At 48.8% G+C, this 17,716-nt stretch carries 11 protein-coding genes; 5 read left to right on the forward strand and 6 right to left on the reverse strand.

Annotated elements, in window-relative coordinates; all coding sequences use genetic code 11:
• Nucleotides 1–69 precede the first annotated feature (69 nt).
• A complete protein-coding gene (locus ACY0JR_RS06215) occupies nucleotides 70–1,284 on the reverse strand; it encodes an IscS subfamily cysteine desulfurase (protein WP_462633078.1) in 1,215 nt (404 codons plus the stop codon).
• A gap of 119 nt (nucleotides 1,285–1,403) precedes the next feature.
• Here ACY0JR_RS06215 and mce point away from each other — a divergent pair, with 119 nt between their 5' ends.
• Entirely contained in the window at nucleotides 1,404–1,802 is a 399-nt protein-coding gene (gene mce / locus ACY0JR_RS06220) for a methylmalonyl-CoA epimerase (RefSeq protein ID WP_462633079.1), read from the forward strand.
• Between the two features lie 749 nt (nucleotides 1,803–2,551).
• Nucleotides 2,552–3,976, forward strand: coding sequence for a CCA tRNA nucleotidyltransferase (locus ACY0JR_RS06225; protein ID WP_462633080.1), 1,425 nt, complete (start codon nucleotides 2,552–2,554; stop codon nucleotides 3,974–3,976).
• A 265-nt stretch (nucleotides 3,977–4,241) separates the two neighbouring features.
• Here the strand turns inward: ACY0JR_RS06225 and ACY0JR_RS06230 are convergent, their stop codons facing one another.
• Nucleotides 4,242–6,734 carry a PspC domain-containing protein gene (locus tag ACY0JR_RS06230; RefSeq protein ID WP_462633081.1) on the reverse strand — a complete coding sequence of 831 codons (2,493 nt, stop codon included), beginning with the start codon at nucleotides 6,732–6,734 and terminating at the stop codon, nucleotides 4,242–4,244.
• A gap of 2 nt (nucleotides 6,735–6,736) precedes the next feature.
• Complete coding sequence (locus ACY0JR_RS06235; RefSeq protein ID WP_181304151.1) at nucleotides 6,737–7,075, reverse strand: PadR family transcriptional regulator; 339 nt, start codon at nucleotides 7,073–7,075, stop codon at nucleotides 6,737–6,739.
• A gap of 286 nt (nucleotides 7,076–7,361) precedes the next feature.
• On the opposite strand from ACY0JR_RS06235, the gene ACY0JR_RS06240 reads away from it, so the two are divergent.
• Nucleotides 7,362–8,441: a putative type IX sorting system protein PorV2 gene (locus tag ACY0JR_RS06240; protein ID WP_462633082.1), complete on the forward strand. Its 1,080-nt coding sequence runs from the start codon at nucleotides 7,362–7,364 to the stop codon at nucleotides 8,439–8,441.
• Nucleotides 8,442–8,461: 20 nt separating this feature from the next.
• Nucleotides 8,462–13,441, forward strand: a complete 4,980-nt coding sequence (gene porU2 / locus ACY0JR_RS06245) for a putative type IX secretion system sortase PorU2 (protein WP_462633083.1) — start codon at nucleotides 8,462–8,464, stop codon at nucleotides 13,439–13,441.
• A 292-nt stretch (nucleotides 13,442–13,733) separates the two neighbouring features.
• Here the strand turns inward: porU2 and ACY0JR_RS06250 are convergent, their stop codons facing one another.
• From ACY0JR_RS06250 to ACY0JR_RS06260, 3 genes are read right to left on the reverse strand one after another with little or no spacing between them, the layout of a single operon-like run.
• A complete protein-coding gene (locus ACY0JR_RS06250; protein WP_462633084.1) occupies nucleotides 13,734–14,240 on the reverse strand; it encodes a dihydrofolate reductase in 507 nt (168 codons plus the stop codon).
• Entirely contained in the window at nucleotides 14,237–15,178 is a 942-nt protein-coding gene (gene fmt, locus ACY0JR_RS06255; RefSeq protein WP_462633085.1) for a methionyl-tRNA formyltransferase, read from the reverse strand. The genes ACY0JR_RS06250 and fmt overlap by 4 nt, the downstream gene beginning before the upstream one ends.
• A 3-nt stretch (nucleotides 15,179–15,181) precedes the next feature.
• Nucleotides 15,182–16,420, reverse strand: coding sequence for an exo-beta-N-acetylmuramidase NamZ family protein (locus ACY0JR_RS06260; protein ID WP_462633086.1), 1,239 nt, complete (start codon nucleotides 16,418–16,420; stop codon nucleotides 15,182–15,184).
• Between the two features lie 49 nt (nucleotides 16,421–16,469).
• On the opposite strand from ACY0JR_RS06260, the gene ACY0JR_RS06265 reads away from it, so the two are divergent.
• Entirely contained in the window at nucleotides 16,470–17,684 is a 1,215-nt protein-coding gene (locus ACY0JR_RS06265) for an ABC transporter permease (protein ID WP_462633087.1), read from the forward strand.
• Nucleotides 17,685–17,716 lie beyond the last annotated feature (32 nt).

Raw genomic sequence — 17,716 nt, forward strand, 5'->3', positions numbered from 1 at the left:
ACTAGTATATACGCTTTTAAATAAAAGGTGATAATGCAAGGTTACTTATTCCCCATTCCTAATAAAATCTTAGTGTTCTGCCCACTCTACAGAGTCAAGGTCAATACCCTCTTTGAACATTTCCCACAGTGGGCTTAGTTCACGAAGTTTGGTCACGGCTTCTTTCACGTGGCTGATGGCGTAATCCACTTCCTCATCGGTAGTGAAACGGCTCAGGCCGAAACGCAGGGAAGAGTGTGCCAGGTCATCGCTCATGCCCATGGCTTTCAACACGTAAGAAGGCTCCAGGGAAGCAGAAGTACAAGCTGAACCAGAAGAAACGGCAATGTCTTTCACGCCCATCATCAGACCTTCACCTTCTACATATTTGAAAGAGATGTTGCTTACATGTGGCAAACGGCTCTCTTTGTTTCCGTTCAAGTAAGACTCTTCCATTTGCAGCAACTCGCGCTCTAAGCGGTCACGCATGGCGATGATACGAGCAGTGTCAGAGGCCATGTCGGTGCGGCAGATCTCGGCGGCTTTGCCTAAACCTACAATACCAGGTACGTTCAAGGTACCAGAACGCATGCCGCGCTCGTGTCCGCCACCGTCCATCTGGGCAGTAACTTTTACTCTTGGGTTCTTACGACGTACGTACAAGGCACCAACGCCTTTAGGTCCGTACATTTTGTGGCCGGAGAAGGCCATCAGGTCAATACCATCGGCTTCTACGTCTACCGGAATTTTACCAACGGCTTGGGTAGCGTCTGAGAAGAAAAGAACACCGTGTTTCTTAGCGATTCTTCCAATCTCTCTGATGGGCTGAATCACGCCAACCTCGTTGTTACCATACATGATAGAGATCAGAATGGTCTTATCCGTGATAGCAGCTTCCAGTTCTTCTAAGTTAATCAGGCCTTCTGAGTTTACTTGCAGATAGGTAACCTGTCCGCCAATTTTCTCAATGTGCTTACACGTATCCAATACTGCTTTGTGCTCAGTGGTGGCCGTGATGATATGGTTTCCTTTAGAAGCGTACATCTCAAACACCCCTTTGATTGCCAGGTTGTCTGACTCAGTAGCGCCAGAGGTGAAGATCAATTCTTTAGGGTTACAGTTGATCAACGCCGCGATCTGCTCGCGGGCGTAGTCTACCGCTTCTTCGGCGGCCCATCCGAATGGGTGGTTACGGGACGCAGCGTTCCCGAAATGATTGGTGAAATACGGCAACATGGCCTCCAACACGCGCGGGTCCATAGGCGTGGTGGCATTATTATCTAGATAAATCGGAAATTTCAGCATCTTCGTCAGTAGTTTTCCTTTGTTGGCTTATCAAAAAAACAGATTTTCTCTCCAGTTAGTTTGATTTGCACGCAAAAATACACAAAAATCATTACTTAGAATACCTTTAAATAAACCGTATGCATGTAGAACATATTGGCATCGCCGTTAAAAATTGCCAAGACGCGAATCAGTTGTTTGCCAAATTGTTAGGCGCAGAGCCCTATAAGGCCGAAAAAGTTGAAAGCGAAGCCGTTAATACGTCCTTTTTCCATGTAGGAAACACCAAAATTGAACTCCTGGAGGCAACCGCCGAGCATAGCGCTATTGCCAAGTTCATAGAGAAGAAAGGGGAGGGCATTCACCACATTGCCTTTGAAGTGGAGGACATCCTCGCCGAGATGGAACGCTTAAAAGGAGAAGGTTTTCAGCTCTTGAACGAGGCTCCCAAACGCGGTGCCGATAACAAATTAGTGTGCTTTGTGCATCCAAAATCGGCCAACGGCGTGTTGGTGGAATTGTGCCAGGAGATTAAATAAAGCTTGTTTCTGCTGTTTAGGTGCTGTTTTTGGCATTTTGGCTTTGAAACGCAATTGGCACAGACGCTCGCAGGTCCTCCGGACGCTACGAGGTCTTTTGAGCAGGCGGGAAGGTGATTTGAAGGGTTGTTGAAATCCGGCTGTGCGGAATGTCGTTTAGAAGAATCCAAGCACTTAGTGCTTTCGTCTGACGCTATCCTGAAAGATACCAGGTGACTTGAAGGTGAGGGAGCTGAAGCTGTTTTCTGCTCCAATTCATAAAAGCAAGCTGAAAACGGTTCATACTTGCCCGCTGTCGCGAGCCTCCGGCTCTTGTCCGCACGCATTTCTGATCCTCTTTAGCGGCTTCCTATATGCATGCTCTGCAAACGTGAGGATACGAGCCGGTGGCTCGAGCCAGCGGAAGTGCCTACTTACATTAACCTAATCTGAAGGAGAAACGCAGCAATTGTCCCCTGCTCCAAAGACACTAGTAGTGTCAGAGGGTCCTACGAGTGTCTCCGTTAACTGCTCTTCTTCAAGAAAGACCTCACAGGATTTCAAAACCTGTGAGGTCTGAGCGCCTTTTCGTTTTAGGCTGCTTTTCCATAAAACGAGCCGCAAACGCATTGAAAGAATCACCTTGCTATATTGAGGAGTAGTAAAGGGACAAACCGTTTTGCCAATTTCCCCTACCTTTGCAGCCCCAATACAGAACTTCGCCCATAGCGGAAAGTGCTGCGTATTATACCTATACCACCTTGTTACCCATGACGACAGAAATTACCCTTCCAGAACACCCAGTTTTTGCCGTAGTGGCCCAGGCCGCGAAGGAGTTAAACACGGAGGCGTACGTCATTGGCGGATTTGTGCGGGACTTAGTGCTGAAGCGGCCATCCAAAGACATTGATGTGGTGTGCATTGGCAGCGGGATTGACCTGGCGCAATTAGTAGCCAGTAAACTGCCCAACAAACCCAAAGTAGCCGTGTTCAAGAACTTTGGGACTGCGATGTTGCGGACGCAAGATGGTTGGGAAGTGGAGTTTGTAGGTGCCCGCAAGGAGTCGTACCGGTCAGATTCCCGGAAGCCCGAGGTAGAGCAGGGGACGCTGGAGGATGACCTGAACCGCCGTGATTTCACCATCAACGCTATGGGCATCAGTCTGAACGAAGGCAGCTTCGGGGAGCTGATTGACCGGTTTGAGGGGGTGAGGGATATTCGGCGAAAAAATCTTAAAACGCCGCTGGAGCCGGGCATTACGTTTTCAGATGATCCGCTGCGGATGATGCGCGCGATCAGGTTCGCCTCGCAGTTGAACTTTGACATCGACCCCGATACGTTTGATGCCATCGGGGAAAATAAAGAGCGCATCAAGATTGTGTCGCAGGAGCGGATCACCGATGAACTGAACAAAATCGTGCTGTCCAAAAAGCCATCGTACGGCTTCAAGCTGCTGTTCCAGACGGGGCTGCTGCACCTCATTTTCCCGAAGATGGTGAAACTGCAAGGTGTGGAGACTATCAACAAGAACTCGCACAAAGACAATTTTTACCACACACTGCAGGTGCTGGACAACGTGGCCGAAGTCTCTGATGACCTTTGGCTTCGCTGGGCGGCCATCCTCCACGACATCGCGAAGCCTGAGACGAAGCGCTACAACGAGAAAGTAGGTTGGACCTTTCATGGCCACGAGGACCGAGGTGCACGTCAAGTACCCAAGATTTTCGCTGATCTCAAGTTGCCACTTAACGAGCACATGAAGATGGTACAGAAACTGGTAAGGCTCCATCTGCGGCCCATCGCGTTGGTAAAAGAGACCGTGACGGATTCTGCGATTAGAAGATTATTGTTTGAGGCCGGCGATGACATTGACCTGCTCATGCAGCTCTGCAAAGCCGACATCACCTCCAAGAACAGTGATAAGGTGAAACGTTATCTGCACAACTTTGAGAAAGTAGAGCAGAAACTGAAAGAAGTAGAGGAAAAAGACAGCCTGCGCAACTTCCAGCCGGTGATCACGGGAGATTTAATTATGCAAACTTTCGGGATTTCGCCTTCTAAGGAAGTGGGAATTTTGAAAAATGCCATTACGGAGGCCATTCTGGAAGGCGAGATCAGGAATGAGTATGAGGAGGCATTCGCGTTTTTGCTGGAACGAGGAAAGAAGCTGGGGTTAGAGCCGGTAGCGAGGTAAAAGAGAAACGCAGTAGCCTTTTGAGCGTCTTTTTAAGAAAGTAGCTTTAAAACACCAGTAAGCCGATTTTCTAAGGGGTAAGTTCTCATGAACTCCTTCCGTAGAAAACCGGCTTCTTTTGGTAAAATGGCCTGAAAATAAAAGGAGGACTTTGCCAGAAGCGCGTCCTCCTTAGACAAAAGCTTTCTCCGAAATCCAACAAAGAGAGAGCTTCAGCATCTTGGTTTCGGGCTGTTTTTTCAGAAAACCGCCCGAAACTGAAATCCTACTGTTTGCGGCTGACGTGGGAGCCGCCAGATTGGTTTATGATGACCTGATCTTGCTGTACCTCACCCAGGTATTCTATGGAACTGGCTCCACTGGCATCGGCAGTCAGGTGCTCTTTCACGTTCACTACGCCTTCGCTGGCACCGCTAAGGTCTACATTGGCGCGCAACGCTTGTAGTTTGCCTGCCTCAATATTGCTGGCGCCGCTACCAGAAACGCTCACATCATCGGCGTGACCTTTCAGGAGGGCTCTGGCGGCTCCACTTAGATCTATGTCCAGGTGGCTGGTGCTGACACTAATAGCAAGTTCACTTGCGCCAGATTGCTTGATAGTGAAGTTGTCTGGGTTGAAACCGGTTATTTCGGCTTTGGCGGCTCCGCTGAGGTCTACCAAAGACAAGTCTGGGGTTTCTACCTCAATCAGGACAGGTTTACTGTTCATTTCCCAGAATTTCAGGAATTCACCGTCTCGGCTAATCTTAAGTACACCGTTTTGTACCCGTATCTTCAACTTCTCTAATTCCTTCTCGCTTCCGGTTACCCGCACATGGTGCCGGAAAGATTGTTTCACGCGTATGTGGTACGCACCGCCTGCTTCAATCTCGGTAAAGTCCCGAATGTTGTAGATTTTTGACACGCCACTGTAATTGTCATCCAGCACGGTGAGGTCATCGTCTAATCCGCCGGCGGCGGAACGGTTGTTGTTTGCCCTGGTGGTAGTGTCTACTACGCTACAGGTAAGGCAAACCAATCGGCCGTTCTTCATCTGCCAGGTGTTTCCGGCCAGATCTTCAGAATAATATTCGCCGTTGGTGATCTCGTGGGAGAAGTTGTTCGCAAAGCCCTCTGAGAAACGTAACTGTTTTCCTTCTGGCACCAGTATTCTGATGTCCATGCCCTGATCCCGGAAAACTGCCTTCTGATTGAAGGTAAAGGCATCATCAAACCGGATGACAGAGTCCTGCTGCACCATTTTATAGGAAATCATGCGGGCGTTTCTAATGGCATCTTCCTCATTCAGGCCTCGGGATTTGTAGGTTTGGACCACTTTCACATCGGTGCCATTGTAACCTTCCAGGCTCACGTTCATTCGGCCTTGGCCATATCTGTGGGAAGAATCTCTGATGTTGAGAACCACCGTGTTATAGGCAGCGGCCGGAAAATTCTGTTCAGCCGTGTACTCGCCGTATTCCTGAAAATGACGGGAAGTTAAGACGATTCCGCTGATGAGGGCCGCCACAGCCAAAAGCCATACGCCTAGCATAGACCAACCTACCGAAGGGCGCAGGAAGAAGCGTTTGGCCAGCAAACCAACTCCCAGCAGGAAAAGTAGCAGCGCGGGAATGATGCCTGCAAAGAAACCGGCCCAAACAACCCAGGAAGGAACTGTGTTAAAAAAGGCCGAGGCGGGAATGTCGCCGACCTGGATGTACTCTGGCTGTTCAAAAATGCCCAAGCCCACCATAAGGGCAGTGAGCAGTGCTACCATAAATAGCCCAGAAACCACCATCATCATCAGACCGGCAAACACCCGGGCCGTAGTGATCAGAAACCCCATGATAGGATTCAGGGCTCTAGATAAAACCTGAATCACCTGAGACACCAACCGTACCGGAAACAAAAGGACTTTGGCTAAGGCGCTCTCCTGGCCGTTAGCGTCCCGCATGTTCAGGTTGTTTTTAACGGATTCTTCTATACTGGAGAGCGTGACAGGGTTTCCCTGCATTTGCACCCGCTCCGTAATAGATTTGGCCTCGGGCACCGCTATCCAAAGAATGATGTAGGGGATAAGCCCGAACCCGCCAATGAAGAACAGTGCTAAGAATACCAACCGGATGATGGCTACATCAGCCCCAAAATAGATCGCGATGCCGCTGGCTACCCCACCCAGTTTTTTGTCAACCGGGTCTCTGAAAAGTTTACGCACCGGAACATCTGGCAAGGCCGCGTTTTTAGGCAAGGCAATCCAGCACACTCCATACAGGATCACGCCTAATAAGGTGAAACCACCGGTAAACGGAACGCCCAGCACCAGCAAGACAAAAGCCAATCTTACCCAAAGAGGGTCAATCTGCAGGTAATTGGCAATGCCAGACGCTACCCCCGCCAACACTTTGCGGTTCACGTCACGGTAAAGACGCTTCTGCTCCAAAGGTGCGGCGGTAAACGGAGGAGGGGTGCTGCCAGCATTGGCATTCGCAGAGGCGGCTTCGGCTTCTTCCGCCTCAACGTTCTCAAAATCGGCAATGGTACCCATTTGCGTGATGAGCGCTTGCACGTCTTCGCGGGTGATCACCTGTTTCCCGGGATTCAGGCGGGAAAAGAAGATCTCCGCAATGCGAGATTCAATGTCTGCCACAATCTCCTCGTGCCCCTCATAAGAAGAGAAGTACGTCTTGATGGCGGCTAGGTATTGACTCAACATTTCATAGCCGTCTTCCTCCACATGGAAGATCATGCCTTGCAGGTTGACACTTATGTTCTTTTTCATGGCTAGTTGGATTTCTTGCGGTTGATGATGAAGGTGGTGGAGTCTACCAGTTCCTGCCACGTAAGGCGGAGTTGTTCCAGGAACTCTCTGCCAGTGGCGGTGAGGGTGTAATACTTGCGGGGCGGTCCCGAGGTGGATTCCACCCAGGAGTAGTCTAAGAGGCCGGCGTTCTTCAGTCTGGTGAGTAGTGGGTAGAGCGTCCCCTCCACTACAATCATCTTGGCGGCAGTCAACTCCTCTAACATGTCTGAGGCGTAGACTTCGCCACGGGCGATAATCTCCAGAATGCAGTACTCCAGAATCCCTTTCCGCATCTGCACTTGTGTGTTTTCTACTTTCATGGTCTGTGAGTCTGAATTGTTGATACAAATATACGCTAAGGTACTATGTAAAACAAGGTACTGTTAAAATTTATTTTTTGTTTCCGAATTTCTCAGAAAGGACGGTGGAAAGTGCTTCAAGAAGTTTGGAAGAGGTGGTAGGAGTAGGGTAAAGAAGAAATATGATTAAAGTTGGAACAGAAGTGTCTGGCTAGATGTCATAGGGGCAAGACTAAAATTGTTATTATTTAGAGGTATAGCCTTATATTTACACTGTATTTCAATCTGTGAGGTATAACTATTTTTTATGGTGAAAAAACTAATACCCATTTTTTTCCTTATTGCCTTTTATCTGTTTCCTGACCTCAGTCAGGCTCAGAATGTTTCTGCGCCTAAATACAGTAATGAGTTCCTCAATATTGGGGTAGGAGCCAGATCCTTGGGCATGGGAAGTGTCCAGTCGGCAATTGTGCGGGATGCCACCGCCGGTTTTTGGAATCCTGCGGGATTGGTAGGGTTACCCAAGCGCCACAATGCGGCCTACATGCACTCTGAGCTTTTTGCCGGGATCATCAAAAATGATTACGGTTCTTACGCCACCAATCTAGACTCCACCAGTGCCCTGGCTTTTTCGGTCATTCGGGTGGGGGTAGATGACATAGCTGATACCAGACGCCTGCAGAATGAGTACGGCGCCATTCAATATGACAGCATAGAATTCTTCTCTGTGGCAGATTATGCATTTCTGGCCTCCTATGCCCGTAAAAGCAACTTGATCCGGGGTCTTACCTTAGGGGCTAATGCTAAGATCATTTACCGCAACGTAGGAAAGTTTGCCAATGCCTGGGGGTTCGGGATTGATGCCGGAGCCCAGTTGCGCCGCGGAAACTGGCAGTTTGGGTTAATGGCCAAAGACATCACCACCACCTTCACTGCCTGGAGACTGAACCCCGATGAGTTGGAGGCTACTTATCTACAGGACCAAGAGTCGTTCAACGCCAACAGCATAGAAGTAACCCTGCCCCGGTTAATTCTTGGCGTAGGTCGCTCGTTTCAATTCGCCAATAAGTTCTCTGCCCTTGTCGCCACTGACCTTGAAATTACGACTGATGGAGAAAGAAATACCTTGATTTCTTCCGGCGTAGTCTCTGTTGACCCTAAAATTGGCTTTGAGCTTGGGTATGCCAATGCCGTATTCTTGCGCGGGGGCATCAACAACGTGCAGCAAATAGAAGACCTGGATAGAAAAAGTAGCTGGAAAATGCAGCCTAATTTTGGCATAGGCGTGGCCACCCGTGGCTTGCAGTTAGACCTGGCCTTGTCCAAAGTATCAGACAACTCCCAGGTCTCCTCCGTGATTGTTTCTTTAGCCTATAGTTTTGATTGATTCCTGTGCGCGCTATTTTTATGAAGACACCTTACTATTTTAAATATCTTCTCTTCACCGCTTTTATTTGTTTTACTCTACTGGGTACTGCGCCGCAATCTTACGGACAGCAAATTACCTACGGAAACGAGTGGATCAACTTTAGCCAGAAGTACTACAAAATCAAAGTGCCCGCTACGGGCATTTACCGTTTAGACAAAGCCTACCTGCAAGCCGCCGGAATCAATGGTGTTGATCCACGCAACTTTCAGCTTTACCGCCGCGGGCAAGAAGTATCTATTCACGTGCAAGGGGAGGCAGACGGTTCTTTTGATACCAACGACTTTATAGAGTTCTATGGCGTACAAAATGACGGCGCTCTGGACCGGGAACTCTACAAAGATCCTGACGCAAACCATATCAATCCCTATTACAGCTTATATACAGATACTGCGGCCTACTTCTTAACCTGGTCTTCTGCCCAGGGAAAGAGAATGATGAGTTATAACCAAGAGGCTGCTGGTCTATCTCCTGAGGCAGCACACTTACAGGAAAGAATCATCTTTGATAATGGACAGTATTCTAGGGGAAAGAGGTATGGAGAGAACTACATGTCCTGGATGGATGCCGGAGAAGGCTATACCGGAGGCTCTACCAATGGCTTTACGTATAACTTACCCGCTATGGCTTCCAACATGTACAGTGAAGGAGCCGCGCCGAAAGTTGAGATCGCCTTTGTGGGCGCCAATGACAATACTCATGAGGTTGATGTTTTTGTAAGACCACCTGATGGAACTGAGCGCTTAATTGGGACCATAAGCATTAGAGGGTATGCATCCTTAAAGCAAGAGTTTCCCCTTGCGCACGGTGACATAGCTTCAGATGGGAAATTAGTTCTCCGTATTACAGCCAAGAACTCAGCTTCCAGATTTCGGACCATCTATTTTAAGACAATTTATCAGCAAAGGAATCTACTTGCTTCTACTAGCCTTCCCATAAAGCCTTCCACTGTTTCGGCTACGCCTTTATATTATGTTTTTGAAGGTAGTTCTGCCGCTAATGCCATAGCCTATGATGTCACCTCCATGGGAAGTATCAAGCGCATTGCTGGCACTGCTAACGGAGTTCAAAAAGGCTTCGTTTTCCCGGCTTCATTTGAATCTGGAATCTTATGGTCTGGGCCAAACTTAGCGCCGCTGCCTGCCAGAGAAGTTAAATTCAAGTCGGTGGCTGCTAGCCCTGCCAACTATCTCATTATCAGCCATCAAAGCTTAATGACTCCCAGCGGCTCTTCCACGAACCCGGTTCGTGACTACGCCGCCTACAGAGCCTCTGCCGTAGGGGGCGGGTATGATACGCTTACCATGGAGATAGGGCAACTCTATGATCAGTTCTTTTATGGTGATAAATCATCTGCCGCTATCAGACGCTACATGAAGTTTATGATAGCGAATAGCAAGCCCCAGTACTTGTTTATCATTGGGAAAGGATTGGAAGCAGATAATTTGAACGTTAGGAACAATCCGTCAGCTTTGGTTTACAAAGACTTGGTGCCCACAGGTGGTACGCCGGGTTCAGATAGCTTTTTTACCTCAGATTGGGAAGTAGGTGACTATGTTCCTAAAGTGGCGACGGGTCGTATTCCGGCCAATTTTCCGCAAGATGTGGTAAACTATCTAAACAAAGTCAAACTGCATGAGAGCTTGCCAGACAATCTGGAGTGGAGAAAGAACATTCTCCACTTAGGAGGGGGGGTAGATGGTATAGAGCGTACCACTTTAGCATCTTATCTAAGGAGTTTCCAAAGAATAGCAGAAAAAGAATGGTTGGGTGCCAATGTGCTGACCAAAATAAAAAGCTCTGCCGCCGGATTGGATACCATTAACATTGCCAAGGAACTGAATGCCGGTTTAAGCCTGATGACGTTTTTTGGTCACAGCTCGCCTACAACGTCAGACTTAGACATTGGTTTAGTGACCAATGTCTTGATGGGGTACAATAATGCAGGCAAATATCCTATGATTCTGATGAATGGGTGTAATGTTGGTAACAGCTTCATCACTTCTAAGTCCTTCGGCGAAGATTGGCTTTTGACGGCAGATAAAGGGGCGCTTGCTTTCCTGGGCCACGCAAGTTATGGGTACCCATCTTTACTGAATGTATACAGTTCTAACTTCTACAAGGTATGTTTCAGTAATCCAGATTACTTCGGTAAGCCTTTAGGAACGCAACAAAAACAAGTAATAGATGAAGTGACAAATGCCATAAGTGGAGATAACGCGACGGCAATGGCCATGCAGATGATTTTGCAGTCTGACCCTGCCCTTGTGCTCGTTGGCCCTGAAAAGCCAGACTACACTATAGCAGAGGGAGGAGTAAAAATTGAAGCGTTAGATGGCGGAAAAGTGACCGCCACTTCAGAGGGTTTTGTCTTATCCGTTGATGTCAAGAATCTAGGAAAGGTGACCAAATCGCCTTCTTACATTTCCGTTACAAGAACGCTTGAAAATGGCACCGAATTGCTCTACGATACCATAAAGGTATCTCCTGTTTATTACAGAGACACGTTCAAATTACAATTAGACGCTTTAACCTCTGATGCTGCCGGCCTTAACACCTTCAAGATAAAATTAGACCATACAGACACCATTCCTGAGATAGATGAAACCAACAATGAGTATTCCTTTGAGGTTTTCCTTTCTAAGAGCGGAGTACTTGCCCTTGCCCCGCAGGAGTACGGCATTGTGGCCACTAATAAGGTGAAACTGATAGGGCAGTCTTCAGACCTGCTTTCTGGGGTAAGGGATTATTATTTTGAGATTGACACCACCGCTACATTTGATAGTCAGTGGAAGAAATCGAAAGTAGTGAATTCTTCTCTCCTGCCAACATGGGAGGTAGACCTGCCTACTACCGGAATGCCTCAGGATAGTTTGGTCTATTTCTGGCGGGTTAGGTACAACACAATTGCACCCGGTGAAGAAACCATTTGGGCTAACAGCTCTTTCCGGCATATTCCAAAGAGCGGCAATGGGTGGTCACAGGCCAACATAGGGCAATTAGCCAAAGCTCAGCTTCAAAGGATTGAACTAGATAAAGCCAAACTAAAGTTTGCGCCACTCCAGAACACTGTCGTGATAAAGGGCGGCGGCGGAAGCCTGGGAATGTATGTTGGCGCTCCTTTCGGGATCTTTATCAATGATAACGGCTTTTTCTGGGACAACTGTGGGTATGAAACCCCTAACATGCTGGCAATGGTCTTCAACAATGTAACCTTAGAGCCTTATATAAACATGCCCGCTAACACCGGGAGTAGATGCGGATTGGACAACCAGCCGGTTTATCAATTCTCTGACCTAAACCACGGCGGAAACCAAGACAGACTGGAGGCTTTTCTGAGAGCAGTACCTGCTGGGTATCATGTGGCCATAGTGGGCATAAACACCATTCCTTACCAATCCTTTAAGCCGTCTCTGCGCGAAGCTTTTAAAGGAATTGGATCAGCTATCATTGATAATCTGAAGAATGGTGACCCGTTCGTGATCATGGGGCAGAAAGGATTAGCCTCTGGAACCGCCTTAGAGCTAGGAGGGAGTGATACAGATACTCCTAGAAACATGCAGGCTGTTCAGGTTGAAAAAGTGCTACAGGTGAACGATCAGCAGGGAATCATCACTTCTACCTTGATTGGACCTGCCAGAGAATGGAAAATGCTTCACCACCAGCTAAACTTGGAAGCCGCAGACAGTTACCAGTTAGATGTGATTGGAGTGGATAATAACGCCAAAGAATCAATCTTGGCTACCAACGTGACTACCTCCAATTTCAGTCTAGCCGATGTAAGTGCAACCACTTATCCTTACCTGAAATTGAGGTTGGCTTTACGGGATGAAACCCAACGCACGGCTCCGCAATTAGATGAATGGACGGTGTTGTTTGAAGGTGTTCCCGAAGGAGTGATTCGCCCCGATCTGGTTGGAATTGACAAGTACGAGAAGCTTTCAGAGCAGGCGTCTAAAGGCGAGGTTAACCTCCAATATGCCTTCCACAACATCAGTGATATAAGTTTCAGCGATTCGCTTGCGGTAGAAGCCGTCTTGTTTCAGGAAAACGGCACCAGAACGGTCACTAATTTCAATGTAGAGCCCTTGCAGAAAGGAGATACAGTTTTCTTCCAGCACAAATTCTCTACCTTAAACATGAAGGGGGCTAACAGACTTAGAGTAACGGTAAACCCCCGTATTCTGCCAGAGCAAACCTATGTCAACAATACGCTGGAGGTGCCTTTCAATGTGAATGTCTCCGCAGGCATGCCTCCTGTGCTGGATGTGGTTTTTGACGGAGTACGCATTTTGGATGGGGATATCGTTTCTCCTAGTCCTTTGATCAGCATGGTGCTGAAAGACAATGACCGCAAGATCCCTATTACTGACCCCAATTCCATGAAGGTTTACCTCAAGAAAGAAGGGGCCGAGTTTGAGGAGATCAACGTGGCGGCAAATCCGGCCATAAAGTGGTATGCAGCCGATGATAAAAACGATTTCAGGGTAGAATACCAGCCGGAGAAACTGGCGAACGGAAAGTACACCCTGGAAGTGCAGGGGTTTGATGCCTTCGGTCAGCGCGCAGGCAATGAGCGGTACAGTATCAATTTCGAGGTGGTGAATGAATCCACTATCTCCAACTTCTATCCGTACCCTAACCCGTTCTCGTCTAAAACCAGGTTTGTGTTTACCTTAACCGGAAGCACCGTGCCAGACAAGATGAAACTGCAGATTATGACTGTAACGGGTAAAGTGATCAGAGAAATTCAGAAAGAGGAACTGGGACCGATTAAAATTGGAAACAACATCTCTGAATTTGCCTGGGACGGCACCGATGAATACGGCGATAGATTAGCCAATGGCGTGTACCTCTACCGCGTGGTCATGGACAGCGGGGCAGAGGAAACCAAACACCGTTACACCGCTGGTGACAAAGCCTTCAAAAAGGGATACGGCAAAATCTATATCCTTCGATAATACTTTTGTTTCAAAGCTGTTTTAGGAAAAGCGGCTTTGAAACAAGAATCCCGGTAAAAGAAAACGCCTGCTGAATAATCAGCAGGCGTTTTCTTTTACCGGGATTGTGAAGATGGATGTATACGTTACTGACTGCTATAGCTGGGGCAACTGTTTAAGGCCTCTTTCTTGAAGAATAAGCCAAAACGCAGACCAAAGCCAGTGAACATTCAGATGCTCAACCAAGCTTCCTGTTTTAGGCGAACTTTCATCAAAATAACCTCTAAACGGGGAAAGCACTGAAGCAGGACTCTTAATTCTGACTGAAACCGGCTTTCCTTCGGAAGGTGAAGAACGTAAAAGGGTAGGCGTGTTTCTCGTCTGGTAAATGCTCCTCCTGGTCTGTCACTTCCCATGCATCGGCTTCCAGGTCTGGGAAAAAGACATCGCCTTCAAAGGACTCATGAACCAGGGTGAGATAGACTACTTCGGCCAGGGGCAGGGCTTGTTTGTAAATTTCGCCACCGCCTACTACCATCACGTGTTCGTCCAGCGCCAAGCCGTGTTCCAGGGCTTTTTCCAGGGAAGAAGTAACAATGCAGCCTTCGGGAGCGGCATAATCAGGTTGGTGGGTGACGATGATGGAGGTACGGCCGGGCAAGGGTTTCCCAATGGCTTCAAACGTTTTTCGGCCCATGACCATGGGGTGACCCAGGGTTAGTTTCTTGAAATGCTGGAGGTCTTTGGGCAAATGCCAGATGAGCTGGTTGTCTTTCCCGATGACGCGGTTCTCGGCGATGGCTACTACTAAGGCGATCATACGGCGTGCTGAAAAGTGAAACCTCGCAAAAAGTCCTGGATCTTCATCCGCTTTTTACCTTCCATCTGCAATTCTTCTATGGCGTAGGCTGTTCCGTGGCCGCATTGAACGTGCAAATAGGTTTTGCCATCGGTGGAGTAAGAACCAGGCTCCGTTTCAGCGGCGTTTTCCAGAACCTGGCCCGAAAACACTTTGAACTGCTTCTCTTCCAGAATGGTCCAGGCGGCAGGGTAGGGCGACAAACCTCTGATGAAGTTATGTACCTGCGGCGCTGGTCGGTTCCAATCTATCTGACAAGTCTGTTTGAAAATCTTAGGAGCCATGCGCAAGGGTTCCTCGGGCTGCGGCTGCGGATACGGCTGCACGCGCTCTTCCACAATGGCGGTTACGGTTTCCAGCAACAGGTCGGCACCGGCGTGTTTCAGCTTTTCGTATAACGTTCCGAAATTGTCTTCGGGGGCAATGGCTACTTTTTTCTGGAGAATGATGTCGCCGGTATCAATTTCGTGTTGCAGGAAAAAGGAGGTAACGCCGGTTTCTTTGTCGCCGTGGATGAGCGCCCAGTTGATAGGGGCGGCTCCGCGGTAGTGTGGCAACAGGGAAGCATGGATGTTGAGCGAGCCTAGTTCCGGCATGTTCCAAACGGCTTCGGGCAGCATCCGGAAGGCCACAATCACTTGCAGGCTGGCTTGGTAACTTCTAAGCTCTTCCTGAAAGGCTGGGTCTTTGAGGTTGGTGGGCTGTAGAACGGGCAAATTGTGCTGTAGGGCCACTTCCTTCACCGGCGAATGAACCAGTTTAAGGCCTCGGCCAGCGGGTTTGTCTGGCGCGGTAATCACGGCCACTACGTTCCAGTTGTGTTCCACTAAGGCCTGAAGGGCGGGCACCGCAAAGTCTGGGGTGCCCATAAAGATAATCCGGAGGTCTTCTTTCCGCATGGTTTATTCAAAGTCTGGGTAAAGCAGGTACTGCTTGCGCATTTTCTTGTAGGCCTCTAAGTCGGTTTTCCAGGAGGCTCGTATTTCTTTTTCGCTCAGACCGGCCATGATCTGTTTCTGCAGTTCATCGGTTCCGGCCAGGCTTTTGAAGAAGTTGTTGAAGAACTTCTCCTTTTGCCCCGATTTCTGGTAAAAGTCCAGTAAATAGCTCAGAGTAAAGTTCTCCTTCAGTTTCAGGTTGGTCAGGTCTTTTCCGTAGCAGACCTGGTTCTTGTACGGTGGCTCCATGGACATGCCGGGAATGGACACTGGAGTAAAGGAGAAAGATTTATCAGGGTAATACGGCGCGCCAATCACCTGAAACGGCGTGTGCGTGCCCCGGCCCTGGCTTACCGTAGTTCCTTCAAACAGGCACAGAAACGGGTACAGCTTAATAGACTGGTCATTGGGCAGGTTAGGCGATGGTTTGATGGGCAGTGAGTAGAACATCTTGTGCGTGTAGCCTTTCACCGGAATTGTTTTTACTTCTGCCTGAACTCCGTTTTTGAGCCATTTTTCGCCATTGATCATCTTTGCATATTCACCCAAGGTTAATCCGTGGGCAATGGGAATGGTGTTCATGCCCACAAAAGATTTGAATTGGGGCTTTAGCACCGGTCCGTCAATCAAATAGCCAATAGGGTTGGGCCTATCTAAAAGCAGTACGGGTTTGTTTTGCTCAGCGCAGGCTTCCATCACGTAATGCATGGTGCTGCTGTAGGTGTAGAACCGAACGCCCACATCCTGAATATCGAACAAAAGCACATCTACATTCTTGAGCTGCTCCGCCGATGGTTTTTTGTTGCTGCCATACAAGGAAAGAATGGGCAGGCCCGTCCGGGAATCGGTGGAGTTGCTGATGTGGGCACCGGCATCGGCATCGCCTCTGAAACCATGCTCGGGCGCGAAAATCATCGTGATTTTGACACCTCGGCTTAAAAGCGTATCCACTAAGTGCGTTTTGCCTATGGTAGAGGTCTGGTTCACCACCATTCCCACGCGTTTGCCTTGGAGGTAGGGCAAATATAACTCTGTCTGCTGTGCGCCCGTTAGGAGGAGTGCCTCTTCTGGCGACGTACGCTCAGGAGCATGAACTGTCATGGAACTGGAGCTGCTGACCGCCGGACTAGCCGCTGGAACAGGTTGGGGGCTGATGGCCAGCGTAGCACAGAGCACCGCCGCACGGAGGAGAAGTGGGAGCATAGGTTTAGTTTAAGAACAGATAGCTATCTTTAAGCACAAAATAGACGAAGTGAATCTTTCCCGATACATTGCCAGCCGTTTGTCTGGCGCCCGTTCAGACTCTTTTACCGCCTCGGTCACAAAAATAGCAAAGTTCAGCGTAGGACTGGGCATTGCCATCATGATTGTGTCCTTTGCCATTCTGGAAGGCTTTCGCTACGAGATTCAGGAAAAGATCTTCAGTTTTGGCGGGCATCTGCAAATTAGCAAATTTGACACCAATAACTCGTTTGAGGGTTACCCCATGGGTACGTCCACCGGCCTGGGCGACTACAAAAACATACCCGGCGTGGCGCATTTGCAGCCCTTCGCGCGTAAAACGGCTATTATTAAAACCGAAGACGAGGTGCTGGGCGTGGTCTTGAAAGGCGTGGACACGACCTATGATTTCCGGGGGATGAAAGCCAATCTGGTCTCGGGCTCCCTGATGGAATTCAATGACACCGCCGCTTCCAACCAGATCATGATGAGCCAGCTCATGGCCGATAAACTTCGCCTGAAAGTGGGGGAGAAGGTGCTGTTCTACTTCATCCAGAATCCGCCGCGCATGCGCCGCTTTGAAGTGAAAGGCATCTTCAAGACCGGCCTGGAGGAATTTGACAACGTGTACGTGTTGGGTGACCTACAGCAAATTCGTGACCTGAACCAATGGCCCGATACACTGGTGGGCGGTTACGAAATCCTGCTCAATGATTTCACCCAGATTGATACCGTCACCAGTCAGGTCTTCGACAAAATGAACTACGATTTACAGTTGGAGAAAATCACCGATACCTACGCCCAACTCTTCGACTGGCTGGAACTGCTCAAGCGCAACGTCATTATCTTCCTGGTCTTGATTGTGTTTGTGGCTACGTTCAACATGGTTTCCACGCTGTTTATCATGATCTTGGAGCGCACCAACATGATTGGCGCCTTAAAAGCTATGGGTGCCACCAATGGACAGATAAGGGGTATTTTCCTGCACCGCGGCCTACGCCTGACCATTGCCGGGCTCATCGGCGGAAACCTGTTGGCTCTGCTTTTCTGCGGCGTGCAAGATTACTTCCACCTCATTCCGCTAGACCCAGAGAACTACTACATGGACACCGTACCCATTCATTGGGACTGGCGCATCTGGGTAGGCATCAACGGCATCACGTTCATCTTAACCATGTTGTCCATCCTGTTACCCACGCTGCTCATCTCCCGCATCCATCCGGTAAAAGCCATTAAATTTGATTAAACCAAATCGCCCTGTTTTAGGACCATTTTAGA

The organism is Rufibacter sp. JT3400010, from assembly GCF_054956755.1.

Coding starts and splice junctions, on each gene's coding strand:
- porU2 (WP_462633083.1), top strand. CDS start 8,462: ATGAAGACACCTTACTATTTTAAATATCTTCTCTTCACCGCTTTTATT.
- ACY0JR_RS06230 (WP_462633081.1), bottom strand. CDS start 6,734: ATGAAAAAGAACATAAGTGTCAACCTGCAAGGCATGATCTTCCATGTG.
- ACY0JR_RS06240 (WP_462633082.1), top strand. CDS start 7,362: ATGGTGAAAAAACTAATACCCATTTTTTTCCTTATTGCCTTTTATCTG.
- ACY0JR_RS06225 (WP_462633080.1), top strand. CDS start 2,552: ATGACGACAGAAATTACCCTTCCAGAACACCCAGTTTTTGCCGTAGTG.
- fmt (WP_462633085.1), bottom strand. CDS start 15,178: ATGCGGAAAGAAGACCTCCGGATTATCTTTATGGGCACCCCAGACTTT.
- ACY0JR_RS06235 (WP_181304151.1), bottom strand. CDS start 7,075: ATGAAAGTAGAAAACACACAAGTGCAGATGCGGAAAGGGATTCTGGAG.
- ACY0JR_RS06215 (WP_462633078.1), bottom strand. CDS start 1,284: ATGCTGAAATTTCCGATTTATCTAGATAATAATGCCACCACGCCTATG.
- mce (WP_462633079.1), top strand. CDS start 1,404: ATGCATGTAGAACATATTGGCATCGCCGTTAAAAATTGCCAAGACGCG.
- ACY0JR_RS06260 (WP_462633086.1), bottom strand. CDS start 16,420: ATGCTCCCACTTCTCCTCCGTGCGGCGGTGCTCTGTGCTACGCTGGCC.
- ACY0JR_RS06250 (WP_462633084.1), bottom strand. CDS start 14,240: ATGATCGCCTTAGTAGTAGCCATCGCCGAGAACCGCGTCATCGGGAAA.